The organism is Orientia chuto str. Dubai, assembly GCF_000964595.1.
GTDB classification, from domain to species: Bacteria; Pseudomonadota; Alphaproteobacteria; order Rickettsiales; family Rickettsiaceae; genus Orientia; species Orientia mediorientalis.
Window position 1 is genome coordinate 39,271 of record NZ_LANP01000001.1, and the last position, 17,413, is coordinate 56,683.

At 28.1% G+C, this 17,413-nt stretch carries 13 protein-coding genes and 2 pseudogenes; 8 read left to right on the forward strand and 7 right to left on the reverse strand.

Annotated features, from left to right (window positions below):
* Positions 1–14: 14 nt before the first annotated feature.
* A pseudogene (locus tag OCHUTO_RS00170) lies at positions 15–661 on the reverse strand (superoxide dismutase).
* A 532-nt stretch (positions 662–1,193) separates the two neighbouring features.
* Here OCHUTO_RS00170 and OCHUTO_RS06130 point away from each other — a divergent pair.
* Positions 1,194–1,391, forward strand: a complete 198-nt coding sequence (locus tag OCHUTO_RS06130) for a hypothetical protein (protein ID WP_045796876.1) — start codon at positions 1,194–1,196, stop codon at positions 1,389–1,391.
* A gap of 1,455 nt (positions 1,392–2,846) precedes the next feature.
* Here OCHUTO_RS06130 and OCHUTO_RS06980 read toward each other — a convergent pair.
* The 5 genes and pseudogenes from OCHUTO_RS06980 to OCHUTO_RS00195 all read right to left on the reverse strand — a co-directional run.
* Positions 2,847–2,975 (reverse strand): annotated as a pseudogene (locus OCHUTO_RS06980) (Rpn family recombination-promoting nuclease/putative transposase); the annotation flags it as partial.
* Positions 2,976–3,130: 155 nt separating this feature from the next.
* The gene (locus OCHUTO_RS00180; protein WP_045796877.1) at positions 3,131–3,910 is read right to left on the reverse strand and encodes a TatD family hydrolase; all 780 of its coding nucleotides are present in this window, start codon (positions 3,908–3,910) and stop codon (positions 3,131–3,133) included.
* Positions 3,904–5,457: a methionine--tRNA ligase gene (gene metG, locus OCHUTO_RS00185; RefSeq protein ID WP_045796878.1), complete on the reverse strand. Its 1,554-nt coding sequence runs from the start codon at positions 5,455–5,457 to the stop codon at positions 3,904–3,906. The genes OCHUTO_RS00180 and metG overlap by 7 nt, the downstream gene beginning before the upstream one ends.
* Positions 5,458–5,782: 325 nt before the next feature.
* On the reverse strand, positions 5,783–7,141 hold the full coding sequence (gene rho, locus OCHUTO_RS00190) for a transcription termination factor Rho (RefSeq protein ID WP_084215292.1): 1,359 nt from the start codon (positions 7,139–7,141) through the stop codon (positions 5,783–5,785).
* Positions 7,142–7,543: 402 nt separating this feature from the next.
* Entirely contained in the window at positions 7,544–8,413 is an 870-nt protein-coding gene (locus OCHUTO_RS00195; RefSeq protein WP_045796879.1) for a mechanosensitive ion channel family protein, read from the reverse strand.
* Between the two features lie 173 nt (positions 8,414–8,586).
* Between OCHUTO_RS00195 and rpmH the strand changes: the two genes are divergently transcribed.
* The 3 genes from rpmH (at position 8,587) to OCHUTO_RS00205 (ending at position 11,901) form a co-directional block, all read left to right on the forward strand.
* A complete protein-coding gene (gene rpmH, locus OCHUTO_RS05000; protein ID WP_084215294.1) occupies positions 8,587–8,721 on the forward strand; it encodes a 50S ribosomal protein L34 in 135 nt (44 codons plus the stop codon).
* Complete coding sequence (locus tag OCHUTO_RS00200; protein WP_045796880.1) at positions 8,722–9,243, forward strand: ribonuclease P protein component; 522 nt, start codon at positions 8,722–8,724, stop codon at positions 9,241–9,243.
* A gap of 171 nt (positions 9,244–9,414) precedes the next feature.
* Positions 9,415–11,901 carry a hypothetical protein gene (locus tag OCHUTO_RS00205; RefSeq protein WP_045796881.1) on the forward strand — a complete coding sequence of 829 codons (2,487 nt, stop codon included), beginning with the start codon at positions 9,415–9,417 and terminating at the stop codon, positions 11,899–11,901.
* Between the two features lie 185 nt (positions 11,902–12,086).
* Here the strand turns inward: OCHUTO_RS00205 and OCHUTO_RS00210 are convergent, their stop codons facing one another.
* On the reverse strand, positions 12,087–13,223 hold the full coding sequence (locus OCHUTO_RS00210) for a zinc-binding dehydrogenase (RefSeq protein ID WP_045796882.1): 1,137 nt from the start codon (positions 13,221–13,223) through the stop codon (positions 12,087–12,089).
* Positions 13,224–13,503: 280 nt separating this feature from the next.
* Between OCHUTO_RS00210 and ccmE the strand changes: the two genes are divergently transcribed.
* The 4 genes from ccmE (at position 13,504) to recJ (ending at position 17,108) form a co-directional block, all read left to right on the forward strand.
* Positions 13,504–13,905: a cytochrome c maturation protein CcmE gene (gene ccmE / locus OCHUTO_RS00215; RefSeq protein ID WP_045796883.1), complete on the forward strand. Its 402-nt coding sequence runs from the start codon at positions 13,504–13,506 to the stop codon at positions 13,903–13,905.
* 123 nt (positions 13,906–14,028) lie between these two features.
* Entirely contained in the window at positions 14,029–14,829 is an 801-nt protein-coding gene (locus OCHUTO_RS00220) for a DUF1189 family protein (protein WP_232296881.1), read from the forward strand.
* A complete protein-coding gene (ruvX, locus tag OCHUTO_RS00225) occupies positions 14,826–15,317 on the forward strand; it encodes a Holliday junction resolvase RuvX (RefSeq protein ID WP_045796884.1) in 492 nt (163 codons plus the stop codon). Before OCHUTO_RS00220 ends, ruvX begins: the two co-directional genes overlap by 4 nt.
* 3 nt (positions 15,318–15,320) lie before the next feature.
* On the forward strand, positions 15,321–17,108 hold the full coding sequence (gene recJ / locus OCHUTO_RS00230; RefSeq protein ID WP_045796885.1) for a single-stranded-DNA-specific exonuclease RecJ: 1,788 nt from the start codon (positions 15,321–15,323) through the stop codon (positions 17,106–17,108).
* The last annotated feature ends 305 nt before the right edge of the window (positions 17,109–17,413 follow it).

The window sequence follows — 17,413 nt, forward strand, 5'->3', positions numbered from 1 at the left end:
TCTATTTTTTTACTTTATACTTTTAACATAGAATTCAAAAAATTTTGTTCAGCAAATTTCCAATTCACTAAATGTTCAATAAACTGCTGCAAATATTTTGCTCTATTATTACGATAATCAATATAATAAGAATGTTCCCATACATCACAAGTTAATAATGGAATTTGATTATAAATTATTGGTAATTCAGCATTAGATGTGGTTGTAATTTTTAACTGCTATCTTCCAATACTAACCAAGCCCAACCACTACCAAATTTAGAAACTGCTGATGCTTGAAACTGATCAGCAAAATCTTCATAGCTACCAAAATCCTGGGTAATTTGTTTTAAAAAATCACCTTTAGGTTTAAAAATACTGTTATTACCTATTGAATGCCAAAAAAAATTATGATTCCAAATTTGGGCTGCATTATTAAATATAGCAGCACTTTCTTTATTATCAAAAGTAGTTAAGATGATATCTTCTAAAGATTTTTGTTGCATTTCAGTATTATGTTCAAGCAATCGATTCAAATTATTAACATATGCGGCATGGTGTTTACCATAGTGGTAATCAAATGCTTCACTTGATATATATTGTTTCATTGAATTTTTTGAATATGGTAACTCCATTAACTTAAATGGATAACCTGCTTGATTAGCAATTTTAGAAAAAGTCATATTAAATACTCCATAATTTACATGCGGTGCAGTTGATATTATTATTAACCTACTACTATCTACTATATAAATAATATCAATAAAATTATAAAAAATTAAGCACTTTATAATTTTAACGATGATAATATCACTTAGTATTTTTTTTATTAAAAAGCTATTGCCTACCAAAAAGCAAAAAAATTAATTTTCTTAACTTATATATAAACTTTATAAATCTGCTATTATTTACTTTCTTTCTTTAACCAGATCGTAATATAAAGCAGGAAGAACAAGCTACTTCTGCAATCTCCATTTTGGTAATTTTTGTCATATATTCTCTCAGTTCTAATATAATTTAGTATATGTTATGGCAAGTATCATTGTATAGGCAAAATTGATCTTGTAAGGCAGATAGAATCAGTATGACGATGAAAATAGGTTTTGCATAAGAATGATTATGACCCCTATATTCAACCTTTTGAATAAAAATTTTAGAATAATTTGTAAAAATATTCTAAAATCACTGCTATAGCTGTATTTTTGGAGGCACAAAATGCAACATACAGTATACGATATTATAATTAATGGTTGTAATATTGCTAAGAATAACAGCAGCAATATTGGTATAATTTTTTATCGTTTTATTGGCAATTTTATTTCCTCAGAATGGAGAAAGTTAACAGGAGATAATGGAAAAACCTTAAGCAAAACATCTAAACAACTTCTATCATTGATAGTATACAGGCTATAGATCTATTACAATTAAAGATATAGAGGAATTACAGGAGAGTTATAAGCTTTTTGAGGATAAGTTAAATGTTTGTCAACGCAAGGTTAAGCAATGTTTGTAGAATTAAGAGACACTGGTTTTATTGAAGTTGAAAATAGGACAACAATAAAAATAACCTTAAATAGCGTAATACTCCATGTATAAAACTTATTAAAAATTTTCAGCAGTATAGAAAAAAGCAAAGAAAAGCCTTACCAGAAAAAATTTTCGCTCCAACGCGAAAGAAATTTCAGGTCAACCTGAAACTTTTTTCAGGTACATATATAGTATTATAACATTGTCTACTGAAAAGGCCTCAAAGGCATATTCAATCTAAAGAAGAAGAAAAGTTAATTTTGTTAACTTTCGCACTTTATAGAACCTGCTATTAACTTGTGTTAACTTTTATTAATTTTTGTAATTAATATTCAACCTTAACTGTATTAAATTTGCAAAATTTGTCAATATTATAAAAAAATTAATGCAAAAGGTCGAATATAAGGAGAATAAAATTTAGGAAATTTAGCGCTAATTTTTAACTCAAAAGTTGAATTAATGATCTAGAAACGCATGTAACTTAAGGCTAATTCAGCTATTTTCAAGTCAGATGTATTATGAATGAATTAGCACAAAAAAATTGCTAAAAAAAGCATAATTATTGATCAGTTATTTAACTACAATGTAGTATTTATTAATAATAATATCAATTATATAGTAATTATGTCTTCAATAGCATTAAAGTTTACAAATAGATTACTAAGTAGACTCCGAATGAAAAAACAGTTTATAGAGATCAAAAGAGGACTTGTTTAAGAGTATCAAGTAAATGTTAAATAAAGCTTGTCTTTACCTTGCTGTGGTACAACAAAAATACAGCCAGAATTATGAATTACAATTCTTCTTCTTTGTATTGAATATGCCTCTTGACGCCTTTTCAGTAGACAATGTTATATTAATTAATCGAGCTTTTAGCGCCAATATTTCCTGTTTTGATAAACCAGTATTTTCGGATACAAATTCATTCGGAAAGCCAGATTTTAATAACTTCATTGCCAGCTCTTTTTTTTGTCTCTATTTTGCCAAATTCTACACCTTCAGCTCTGCCTTCATCAATATATTTTTCAGCAATTGTTCCCACAAGAGTTTCTGTCTCCTCCTTTGATAAATTCTTGGCTAGTATTTGTTCTAACTTACTTTGCTCATTTTTACTAACCTTATTTCCAGTGTACCATAAGTGAAGTCATGTAAATATATCCACGTTTTTAGTCTATTAAGACTGCATCTTTGTATAATTCAAAAAATTTTTCCCATTGGCTAGCATTGAATGTACATATTTCATAAAATATGCTAGTGCTTACTGTTGATTTTTTCTTGATTTCAGTGTCTGGCCTGCTTGCCAATCTGTTAATTTATATTCAGAGCCCATAAACTATTTAGCTAATTCAGGGGAATCAAACAGTTCCCATAAGCTTTTCTTGGAAAATTGTATGGATTTTTTCTATGATATACTACCATAGATATAACTAGTGGTAATTTATTTCTTTCTTTTTGATATTTTTCCAGTAATGATAAAGCGTAATTTTCACAATCTTAATACAATCGAATAATCTGGACTTACTTGAGCTTCAACAAAAACATATATAAATGCCTTATTAGCAGTTTAAAATACTAGTTAAATAGCAAATTTAATATGAACACAAATATTATTAAACAATCAATCATTATATTATAACTGCTTTTAAAAATAGGTCTTGAAAATTATTAGTAGTTATTTTAGCCAATTCGCTAACTGAAAGATTTTTTATTTTACTTACCATATCTGCAATATACACCAAATAAGCAGGCTCATTTTGTTTACTACGCATCGGTACTGGAGCTAGATAAGGGGAATCTGTTTCTATCAACAAGCTTGATGTTGGTACATTATTATAAATAGTCTTTCTTAGATTTTCTGCATTTTTAAAAGTTATGATGCCAGAAACTGAAATGTAAATTCCTAGTTCTAGCATTTTAACAGCAAAATCTTGCGATGCTGTAAAACAATGGATCACTGCTTTAAAAGTATACTTCTTACGTGCATTATATAAGATTTCATAAGTATCACTTTCAGAATCTCTAGTATGTACAATCACAGGCAGTCTACTTATATGAGCTGCCTTTATGTGCTCAATAAAGGATTTTTTTTGTAGTAACTTGTGTTCATTTGAAATATTATGAAAATAATCTAGGCCTGTTTCCCCAAAAGCAATAGTTGTAGGGTTTTGAGCTAAGTCTGATAATAGCTCAGCACTAACTTGCGGATAGTTCATCACTTCAGTCGGATGAACTCCAACTGAGGAAAATATATTGGAATATTTTCGAGTTATAGCACATATTTCTGGAAATTCATTTAGGTTGGTACTAACAGTTAACATATATTTAACTCCATTAGCTTTTGCATTTTTAATTACTGTATTTTGCTCAGTAAGCATATTTAAATGACAATGAGAATCAATTAACATATATTATTACTTTTTTCTTCAATTTTAACAAATATTGGTATTGGTTCAGAAATAACCTTGCCTGGTTTTAGAGCATAAGAACTATCAATATAATTAAATTTTCTCTCTGTTTTATCTACAGCTATTAAATCTAAAATTTTACTTGCTGATTCAGGTATAAAAGGCTGTAATAAAATTGCTATACCTCTTATAGTTTCTATTAATGTATATAATATCTTTGCGACCTTTTGAGCATTGCTATCTTTAAATTTCCAAGGAGCTTGTTGATCAAAGTACATATTAGCTTGATTCACAATTTCCATAATTTTGCTTAGAATGATAGTTATGTTCTCATTATTAATAAGACTAACAAGACTATTACTTAACGTAACAGTATTTATTAACAGCGGTTCAGATTTATATAGATCAATAATATTTATTTCATCTAATAGTGGTATTTTAGCTTTATTATATTTGTAAATAAAAGATAAAGTTCTATGGACTAAATTACCAAGTTTATTGCACAGTTCACTATTAATTCTATTGATAAAACCACTTTGGCTAAAATTACCATCTTTACCAACTGTAATTTCTTTTAATAAGAAATAACGTACCTGATCAACTCCAAATTTATTAACTAGGTCAACAGGATTAATAACATTTCCTACAGATTTAGAAATTTTTTGTCCTTCGTTAGTCCACCATCCATGTACTAAAATAGTTTTAGGTAAAGGTAAATCAGCAGACATAAGAAATGCTGGCCAATAAACAGCATGAAACCTTAATATATCCTTACCAACTATATGAAGATTTGCTGGCCAGAAATTAGCCATTAATGTGCTATTATCACTTGCATATTCTAATGCTGAAACATAGTTTACCAATGCATCGAGCCAAACATAAATCACATGTAGTGGATCATTAGGTACTGCTATTCCCCATTTAAATGTAGTACGTGAAATTGAAAGATCAGTAAGACCATTTTTAATAAAATTGATTACTTCATTTCTGAAAAATGCAGGTTTAATAATATTATCATTATTTTCATACCAATGCAGTAATTTTTGCTGCCATTTTGATAATGTAAAAAAATAGCTAGATTCCTCTACCCATTCTACTTCAGTGCCAGTTGGGGCTTTACCATCAGCAGTAAGCTCGGCTTCTGAATAGAAAGCTTCATCTTTAATTGAATACCATCCACAATACTTACCAAGATATATATCCCCTCGTTGATTAAGAATATTCCAAAACTTCTGTACTGCTTTAACGTGCCTTATTTCAGTTGTTCTAATAAAGTCATTGTTTGATAAATTCAAGTCAATACTAAGTTTTATAAAGGAGGATGCTATCTTATCAACAAATTCTTGAGGCAAAATTCCTGCACTACTAGCTGCTTTTTCAACTTTTTGCCCATGTTCATCAGTACCAGTTAAAAATATTACTTCTTTTCCTAAGAGCCTCATAAATCTGGCATAAACATCTGCTATAATGCTAGTATATGCATGCCCAATATGGGGTATATCATTAACGTAATATATGGGAGTAGTAATATAATATTTATTTTTCATAGATAGTATAGATAGTAATGTTATAAAAATTCATTCTAAAATTAGTAATAAATTTATTAAGTCAAAGAATCTTTTAATCATTGTTTAACAATTGTTTTGTACCTTGCTATAAGGGGCTATAAAAATTTCTTTATAAAATCTGCAAAGAAACAGGAATTTATTACTTGTCTTCCAGGATTTATATACACATCTTGAAAAATCTAATCAATATACCTGCTATTAAAATATCTTATCTTATAGGTTTTACCTCCTGCTAGCGAGATAATTAAAGTCACATTTGATAGCTAAAATCTTAATTTTTTTAAGTCTGTTTTAAAATTTAATACTATGAATTCATCAAATCAAAGAACTCGCTATTAGATTTAGTACTTTTAAGCTTACTAAGTAAAAACTCAATAGCTTCTATAGCACTCATTGAATGAATAATTTTTCTAATCATCCACATTTTTACTAATATAGGCTTATCAACTAATAAATCTTCTCTTCTAGTCCCAGATTTATTAATATCAATTGCAGGAAAAACTCTTTTATCAGCTATCTTTCTATCTAATACAATTTCTGAATTACCTGTTCCCTTAAATTCTTCGAAAATTACTTCATCCATTCTAGATCCTGTATCAACTAATGCAGTACCAATAATAGTTAAAGAACCACCGTTTTCAATGTTACGAGCTGCTCCAAAAAAGCTTTTAGGTTTTTGTAAAGCATTTGCGTCGACTCCGCCAGTAAGTACTTTACCTGAAGATGGAACAACAGTATTATATGCTCTAGCTAGTCTAGTGATAGAATCTAGTAATATTACTACATCTCTTTTTTGCTCAACTAATCTTTTTGCTTTCTCAATGACAATTTCAGCTAATTGCGTGTGTCGTACTGCTGGTTCGTCAAAGGTAGAACTTACAACTTCTCCTTTAACTGATCTAATCATGTCAGTAACCTCTTCAGGCCTTTCACCTATTAGCAATACTATAAGATAAATTTCAGGATGATTAGTAGAAATAGAATGTGCGATACTTTGTAATAAGATTGTTTTACCTGTACGAGGAGGAGCAACTATAAGAGCTCTTTGACCTTTGCCCATAGGAGCAACTAGCTCAATAACTCTGGTACTAAGATTTTTATGATCCAAATTCGATTCAAGAGAAATTTTTTCCTCTGGATATAAAGCTACTAAATCATCAAAATGTACTCGCTGAATAGATTTTTTAATATCTTCGCCATTTACTTTTAGTACTTTTAATAAAGAAAAATAGCGTTCTCCAGGCTTAGGAGCTCGAATTTGCCCTTCAACAACATCTCCAGTACGCAATTCACAACGTTTAATTTGACTTAAAGACACATAAATATCTCCTTGTCCTGATAAATAATTGTTCTTTGGCGACCTCAAAAATCCAAATCCACCATTTAAGATTTCAATTACTCCTTCTTCAACAACTGTACCATTATGTCCTACTACTGTTTTTAAAATAGCTGATATTAGCTCATCTTTAGATAGTAAATTTGCATCATCGATTCCCAAACTTTCAGCATAGCATTGTAGTGCTTTAGGAGACTTTCCCTTTAATTCACTTAAGTGAATTGTTATTTCAACTGGGAAGGTTGCAGTTTCACTACTAGGTAGTTTTCTATTAATGATAGCTACAGCTGTAGATGGTTTTTTGGTTGTAAGTTCTTTTTCGGTCATAATTTTTAAGGATTAATTAAACTGCTGGATATAATGTATTAGCTTTCCAGCGTGGAATAGAAATTAGCTACTTTTAGGATATATAATAAAACATTTAAAATGAAAAAAATAATCCCTTTGTAACTTTATTTAAGCCAATAACCCCGCTGCAATTCTTGGTGAAAAATTTCTTAAATAAGGTAAATCATAATCATTTTCAGAAACAGGTTTATAAGACCTATACATCACCAAGCAAGAAGCTTTAATACAGTGAATAGCAAAATTTGCTGAATTTGTCAAATAAATTAATACTTTAATATTTAAACAAAATTAATTTTATATTGTATCAGAAATAAATAATACCATTTAAAAAGCTATTATAGACTAATTAAAATAAGTATTTAATTATACTTATTTAAAAAACTACTTTAGTACAGTATGATATGAAATAGTAAATTCACTTTTTAAGTGTTTAAAAATGCTACAACTAATATCATTTTCTACCATGTAAATTGATGACATATCTACTATACTACAAAAAAACTCAAGTTGATAAATATAACTGTTGGAATCAATATTAGTTAAAAAAACCCTTGGCATATGTGTATTAATTATAAGTGAAGATTCTTTCATAATCTTTTCAAGAGCCTTAATTATATCTTCGCAATAGTTTGGATTATCTTTATCACTTTCTAGCTTAGTAATTTTAACCTCAGCTCTACATTTTATTATTTGAGTAGCTGAAGTCCAGTTAACTAAATTCTCTTGTATAATTTTACTATTAGGAATTAAAACTTTTACATTGTTTTCATTAATAATAGTAATACATCTTCCTCCAATTGAGCTAACTACTCCACTTACTCCAGCAATGCTGATTATATCACCAATTTTAAATGGCCGTTCAACCATAACAATCACACTACTCATAAAATTATTAAAAAAATTTTTTGCTCCAAGACCAATACCAATACCAATTCCCCCACTAATAACAGCAAAGGCGCTGAGTGGAATATTAGATATTTGCAAGATTGTTATTAAATAAATTGCAGAAATTAACCACTCAAATATTCTTCCTAAAACCTTTGCCGTATGAAGTTCAGTGGTAATATGATCAACTATAGCTGTTTTAACAAATTTTTTAAGTCTTTTATAGTTCCTTATACCAATTAATAACAATATTATAGCCAAAAATATATTGCCTACATAAATATCCGCATCTTGGCTAATGTGAACTAATGGAAAGCTCCATATTTTTGCTAAAGTATTTAAAATATCTTTTAATTCATTGATCATAAATTATAACATGTTTGTTAATTATAAAATTTACTACCACAAAATTATAACATAAGACTATAATTAATGGCATATTAGTTATAAAATACTTGTGTTATTTAGTTTTATACCATTGCATAGACTAATATTTTATGCTAACGTAGAAAAAATTAAATTTATTACTGTTTAAATTTATGAAACGTACTTATCAACCTAGTAAATTAGTTAGAAAAAGAAGACATGGGTTTTTAGAGCGTATGTCTAGTGTATGTGGTAGAAGAGTTCTAATGAGACGCCGTATGAAAGGCAGAAGTATCTTATCAGCCTAAATGGAGATTTGTAGAAGGCTAATTATTGATTCACTTAAAAGTCAGTTAGCTTTTAAAGTTATCAATAAATATGGACAAAGGATAGTTAGTAAAAACCTAATTTTGATATCTCATTCACTACAAGATAATTTTAAAGCTCTAGAAGTTTATGAGAAGAGAAAGATAACACAAAAGCTGTTACAGCTTTTACCAATGAAAATTTATTTAGGGCTTAAAGTTAGTAAAAAGTGTGGCCGCACTGCTGTTATAAGAAATGTAATTAAGCGTAGAGTAAAAGCTTGCATGAGACAAGTGATTAGTGAGAATTTTGGGGATAAAAATAATGCTCATGATATTTCTTGTACATTATCAACTCAAGGTTATATCAAGCATAATGATTGCTATATTACTAAAAGGTCTAATAGCTCGTTATTATCTAGAGCATATCTAATTATTCCACACAGGCATATTATTAAAGCTAGTTATTTGGAACTTAGTAATGAGCTTAAAAAATTGTTAAAACATTTAAGCAAAATAACTTGATTCAAAATTTATTCTATCTATAAATAAATTTTGAAGTACTACATATAACAATATTTTACTAGCCTTGTAGTATATCATTAAATTTCAAAAACTACTTAATTTAAGTAAAAATTAAATCTATGCGATCTTGGATTACTGCTATAATATAAATTAATATAATCCGTAAATTAGATGAAAAAACTATTTAAAGCTTTATGGATATCTGGAATTATTATTACCATATTATTGGTTTTAATAGTAAAGACTACAATATTTGATCATAGCATCAAGTATATAGTAGTTTATGCTGCTCGTATTTACGGATATAAAATTAGTATCAGTTCTCTAAGTAAAGATATTAGTATTAAGAATAGCACTATTGAATTGCATAATATTAACTATGATATTTATAAAAATTACAGTATCAATATTAATTCTATAAGAATAAATATTAACTTTATAGACTTTTTAATTCCAAATAGGTTAATAACAATTCATGCTGTATTAGATAAAGTAAAACTATATTCTACCTTCAATGATACCCCACTAATCAATGTTTCATTTGATGCTGATTATGCTCATTCTACTCAAAGCCACGATAGAAAATATATAGGCACTATAAATATTCGAAATATAGAAAGTGGCATATTAAATCTAACGGACTCTCGTTTTAGCAACTTGGTGAAAACAAACATCTGTAATTTCGAGGTCGATTCAAATAATTCATTAATAACAAATTCTTGTAAATTTTATGGAAGAAGCAAGTCATTAATTTTGGATATTAATGTTGCAACTAAATTTTTAAATGGAGTTCTAACTCAATGTAATGGTACTGTAGAAAGTCAATCACTACCATTAATAATAAGTAAAAAATTTAGTTTTTTATTTCCTAACAACAACATATGGAAAAAAGTTACCAATTTAATCGAACACGGGCAAATTACAAATGCTAGAATAAGTTTTGACTTAGGAAACGAATTTTTCAATAATGGTATAATTGAAGACCATAATTTATATGGTCAAATGACAATAAGTAATACCTCAATTAAATATGATGTTATTCCTAGAATTACAGATATTAAATCAAATGTTCAAATTTTAGGCAGTAAATTATACTTTACAAACTTAACAGCCAGGTTATTAGAAACTAGCATTACTGAAACTCAAATTCACTTAGATTGGAAAAAATTTCTAAATACAAAAATCTACATTACTGGAAAAGCAAATGGCTGTGTTCATGATTTAATTACTGGCTTTATCCCTACAGAATTTATTGACAAAATGCGATCTGCAGAGATTAATTTAGCAGACGCCTATGGAACAGCAGCAACAAAGTTTAATATTGTAATACCTATAGCAGCAGAATTTAAAAATAAATACAGTGTAAAAACTCAAGTTAGCAATTTTCATCTTAAATTAAAAGAAAAATTTAAGTTATTCTATGAATTAATGGAAGTAGGCTATGATGGTCACACAGTAATGATTGTTGCTAATGGCAAAATTAACAATATGAATTGTAATCTTAATTATAAAGCACTAGTCGATACAGAAAATAAATTCTGCGATGCTTTAAACCTTGCACTCTTAGTAAATAATCAAAGTAATTTCAATGCTGATTTTTTACAAATTATAGGTGGTAGCGCAATTGTTAACTTAAAAATTCAGTCAAAGTCAAATTATTCTACAATCTCAATTGATGATGATTTAACTAATTTAGGCTTTACAATATATGATAATTTAGTTACTAAAAATGCTGGTCAAAAGGCTAGATTGCATATTTTAACTAAATTTTCTAATTCAGATTCATACCAATTATCTGTTCAATTACATGGTAGTAATAATTTAAATATTCAGGGTATTATAAACTATGATAATAAAACTGCTAAATTTAATTTTCCAGTTTTTCAATATGCAAACAATGATCTTATAGTGAAAGTTAACTTAATCGATGACCAAATTATAACAAAAATCAAGGGAAATATTTTAGATTTATCTGATATTAACTTAAAAGATTTAATTGGTCATAGACCTTTTCAGTCATTCAACAACAGCAATACTATAGTTGATGTAAATAAAGTAGCACTTAAGGATAACATAATACTAACAGATTTCTATTTAACGTTGAATCAAAACAATAACTTGACTGGGCAGTTGCTAGCAAAGATAGGAGGACAGAATTTAATTGCAGAGTTAACAACAGCAGATAATTATACAAAACTAGAGCTTACTACTCCAAACGCTAGCAATTTAATTCAAGAATTAAAAATTAGCAAAGATATAATTAAGGGAGAACTAATTTTACAACTTAATATACCTCATAATCTACAAGAGAAAATTACTGGTAATTTAATAATGAAGAACTTTACTACAAAAAGAACATCATTTTTAACAAGGCTAGTTTCTCTCTTTTCTATTCACGGATTAATTAACTTTGTAACCTTACAAGATACTGTATATTTCTCTAATATGTATACTAAATTTGATTATGATAAAGGAGTAATTCAAATCCATGAAGGAAAAGCTACAGGTAGTTCGTTAAGCTTTACTCTTTACGGTATTATTGATACTAATGAGCGTTACTATAATATTGTAGGAAAATGTTATCCTGTTCTATATGGAATCAATCCTATATTAAAAAATATAGTATCTGCTCGATATAACCAAAACAGCAGGTTTTAATTTTCATATTTAATAGCATTGATTGTAAAAGATTATTTCTGTTTCTCAGCTGGGAGTTAGTGTCTCTGCATAAAATTTAGCTTTGCTTATTGCAATACATGTTTAGAATAATTTTTTATAACCAACATAGAAAAATACTTAAGTTAAGTAAAATATTAAAATTTGGTCGCAATTATAAAAAAAACTTATAACAGAACAACTTTAGTACCTGGATTCCTATGATTTTCTATATCATACATTGCCTGTAGTATATTATCAAACTTATAAATTTTATCTGCTTTCTTAGGTAAGACTCCTTTTTCTATCAGAGCAAATACTTCAAGCGCACTAAGCAAAAGTTCTATTCCATCCTGCTTATAATATTGTAACTGTGGCATTGTAAAGAATAGAGATTTTTGAGTTAGTAATTGTGGATTGATAACATTGACATTACCTGTAATTTGACCAAAGAGAACCATTAGCCCAAATGGCATTAAACAGCTAACAGATTCTAAAATAGTTTGTGCACCTAAGCAATCATAAACTACATTTACTCCTTTATTATTGGTAATTTCTTTTACCTGCTTTACCCAATCTGATTTGTTGTAATTTAATATATAATCACATTTCAGATTTTTAAGAATTGACTTCTTTTCTTGATCATCACTGCCTATAGTAGCTATTGTTATAGCTTTATATTCTTTTGCAAGTCTAAGCATTGTTTGGCCAACCGCACTGCTAGCAGCATGAATTAATATAGTCATGTTCGGTTGTACATAAAAGGTTCTTCTCATCAAATAATGCGCAGTCATTCCCTTAACTAAATTTGTTGCTGCAGCCTCATCAGATATTGAATCTTGAATCTTAAAAACATAGTTAGAATTTATGGTTCTATATTGGCTATATGCCCCATCTGTAACAGTGCAATAACCAACACGTTGTCCTACTTGAAAATCTTTAACAAATTTTCCTATTTTTTGCACTATACCAACAGCTTCTATTCCAGGTGTAATTTGCACTATATTACTAAATTTATTATCTATAACAATATTATTATTTACTATATTAGCCTTGTTCTCATTTTTAAAAGAACTACATAGAAAAGATTTAATTACTTGCCTAACATTGGTATATACTTTATGTCCACTATCTGTTTGGTTAGGTATAGAAGATATAGGAGTCAAAGTTTTTTTATAGTGTTCATAATCTTGAAAATTAATTCCTATAGCAGTATGCTTAATTAATATTTCATTGTCTTCTGGAACTGGAATATTTGCTTCTACTAAATCAAAACTTGGTTTACTGTTACCATAGGTAATACGGTATAATTTCTGTTTATTCATAATAATTTATTTATTAATTTGCTCCTTAATAGTAAATACTTTTATAGTAAATAAAATTGTTGTTATTAGCGCTTATTATTTAATATACAAACATTTTATGTATTCATCTAGGAATATCAAATATATGTTGTTAGCTTATTGAATAATATATATATTGTTAGCATTATGTGCCAATTTATTGTAATTTTATGATTCATGTATTAGCTTCTTATGGTATTAGTTTAACAATATTAGCTGCCTTATTTATAATTTCATTTTGCCAATATTTGGAAACTACTAAATGTACTGTAAAATAAATTCTAGATTTAAAATTATTTGTTTTCTTATCTTGAGTATTAGTTGTGGAGTATTGTTAATTTTATATGCCTTTTCTCAGAACATAATATTTTTTTATACTCCTACAGTAATACTGTCACAAAGTAAAGATGGGATAGTTGCTAGAGTTGGAGGTAAAGTCAAATATGGATCAGTTAGCAAGATTTCATTCAATGAGAATAAGTTTATAATTACTGATGGTACAAGCGAATTGCAAGTTTACTTTAAGGGAATATTACCTCCTTTATTCAAGGAAGGGCAAGAAGTAGTAGCCAAAGGATATATGAGTCAAAAATTATTTATAGCTGATAATTTGTTAGCAAAACACGATGAAAGATATATGCCACCTGAAAGCAGTAAAAGTTAATTCATTAATATTTACTACTTTTAAGCTTACAATCTTTAATATTAAGATATATTTAAAACTAATTGTCTTATGATAACTAACAATATGATAAACCCAATAAAGCTAATTATATATAACCTTTACATGGCATTTTGGAGTCTAGATTTTTCTAATAATGTTAGAAAAAGATATACTGGTTATGGATTTCGTTATACTATATCAATAGTATGCCTAGGGGCAATATTTTGGCTACTTGTTAAGTTAAGTATGTTTAAAGATATTAATGATTACTTAACTAAAAATAAATTAGAATCACAAGCAGGAGTAATAATTGACAGTATACTAAATAAGTGGCCGGAGATATACTATGAAAATCAGCAGATTTCATTATTTGAACCAACTCCATATTTGATCGTAGATGATAATCAAACTATATTAATTGCTATTGATCCTGAATCAAAAATGACTAGTGCAGAACTATCTAATGCTATCATTGTTATGGCCAGGAATAATATTCAGATAGTAGATCAAGCAACTGGTCATTCTACTAAAATATTTTATAACTCAATCTTAGGTAATAAAAAGTTACTAATAGATAGTTTTTTTATTAAAAACTTATTAACAGAAACTTTACAAAAAAAATATAATATAATCTTAGTATGTATTCTAATGTTATGTCCATTAGTTGCGCTAGGTTTTTTAGTATTTATAGCATTAAAAAAAATTATAATAATTGTAACTATTGGTACTCTGATTAACTTTTTTCTACAACGATGTTCTTTTCAAGATATTTGTAGGCTTGGAGCTTTTTCCTCAGCTCCAGCAATATTAATAGCTATTATTACTATTGCTATTAACTCAAAATACTTATGGATTAGTGGTTATATACAAATCTGGTGTAATTTTATTGCAATGGCCAGTCTAATACAGCAAGAAAAAATATGATTATTGATAATATAATTAAGTTTCTTGAAGCTGTTGATAGCAAAAAGCAGATCTTAGGTATAGATTTTGGTGAAAAAAAAATAGGAGTTGCTATATCTAATGTTGAGCATACTGTTGCAATGCCATTAGAAACTATATTTGTTACTCAACAGCAGAATAATTTTGATAAAATACAAGAACTTGCTAATACCAATAATATTGGAGCTATAGTTATTGGGCTACCATTTAAGCTAAATGGTATTGCAACACCTCAAACTCATAAAGTAGAGATCTTTGCTAATAAGTTAGCTGATAAATTATTACTACCAATATTTTTATACGATGAAAGACTAACATCTAAAGCTGCAAATAATTTGCTTAAAATACAAAATATTAAACGCAAAATTCGTAATGCCTTAGATGATAGAGTTGCTGCAAGTATAATTCTTGAAGGAGTTTTAAAACGAATGCAAAATTCTAAAAATCAATTTAATTTTAAAAAATCATAAATTATGAAATCTGAGAATAAAAAATCGGTATTAGATAATTATTGGAATAAAACTGAGTTTAATGAATATATCATAGAAACCATTAGACAAAAACATGGAGTAAGTGATTTTTTAGCAAGATTATTATATGCTCAAAACATTGATCTAGAACAGATAGAACATTTTTTAACTCCTTCTCTTAAAGAATATTTACCTGATCCTTTTCATCTAATTGATATGGATAAAGCTGTTAATAGAGTTATTCAAGCAATTAATCAGCAGGAGCATATATGTATTTTAGGAGATTATGACGTCGATGGAGCTACTTCTGCCGCTTTATTAAAGAACTATTTTTGTGAATTGGAAATAGAACCTACTATATATATACCTGAAAGGCTTACTGAAGGTTATGGTCCATCAGTTTCTGCTATGAAAAAGCTTAAATCTGCTAATGTTAATTTAATTATTACTGTTGATTGTGGTACTAGTGCTTATGAAGCATTAGCTGAAGCTAAAAAACAGTGTATAGACGTTATTGTGATTGATCATCATTTAAGCGTTGAGCAGTTGCCTAATGCTGTAGCAATAGTAAATCCTAATAGGTTAGATGAAACAAGTACATATAACTATCTTGCTGCAGTTGGAGTATCATTTTTATTTTTAATTGCTCTTAGGTCTGTATTGCGTAAGCAACAATATTTTATTAATAAATCTGAACCGAGTCTAATTAAATATTTAGACTTAGTAGCACTTGGAACAGTTTGTGATGTTATGGCACTAGTTGGCTTAAATAGAGCATTTGTATCTAAAGGGCTAGAGGTCATTGCTCAACAGCAAAATATTGGCATAAAGGCTTTAAGTTACTTAAGTGAAGCAAAATTTTCTTCTGATTGTTACTATTTAGGATTTGTTTTAGGGCCTAGAATAAATGCAGGTGGTCGTATTGGAAAATCATACTTAGGCAGTAAATTATTATCTACCAAATGTCAAATAGAAGCGTATAATATTGCTTCTGAATTAGAAAGTTATAATTCAGAACGAAAATTAATAGAAAAAATAATGCTTGAAGAAGCAGTTTCTATAGCCCTTGAACAAACAAGCAACAATATCATTGTTGTTGCTAAAAATAATTGGCATCCTGGAGTTATTGGCATTATTGCTAGTAGATTAAAAGATTTATTTCAAAAACCAACAGTAGTTATAAGTTTGAATAATAACATAGGGCATGCATCATGCAGATCAATTAAAGGTATAGATATTGGTAGTAAAATTGCTGAAGCAAAGTTACAAGGATTATTAATTACTGGAGGGGGACATGCTATGGCAGCTGGATTTACTATTGAACGCCATTTGATTAATGATTTGAAAAATTTTTTAAATCAGAAATTAGCTTTAGCTATACAGAATTTAACTAGTTGTAACACTAAGAATTATGTTATAGATCTTTCACTTGCTAGTTTAAATATTAACACTGTTCATGAAATTCAAAAGCTTGCACCATTTGGTAATGGTAATCCAGAACCGATATTTAAATTAACTAGTATTAAATTAAAGTATGTAAATTCATTGTCTAACAAATATGTTCATTGTACTTTATCTGAGTGGGGAAATATTAATACTGTTAAAACAACTAAAGCAATTGCTTTTAATCCCAGAGCTCAGCTATTTGATGCCTTGTTAAATAGTTATACTGAACCAGTTGATTTAATAGGCAATATTAAGGTTAACTATTGGCATGGTAGAGAAGAAGTACAATTCGTAATAAAAGACTTAATTACTGGTATAAATAATAACACTAGATATAATAGTTAGTGCATACTATCACAAGATTTTAGGCTACATAGTAGCTCTCTCAGGAAAATAGGCTTATGCTAGTATGATTTTAGTACATCTTTGTCGTTATACCATGCTACTTTTAAACATCAAGTTTTGGATTAGAAATTCAGAATTAATAGAATGCTTAGTATGCTTAAAGCAATAAGTAAATAAGGAAGATAGTATATAACGAAAGCATTCTATATTGAACTGTATTTTATATGTTTAAAAGGAACATATGGATATTTTAAAAACCAATGTAACTAACTAAAAAGACGTTAGAGAAACAGTTATTTAATGCT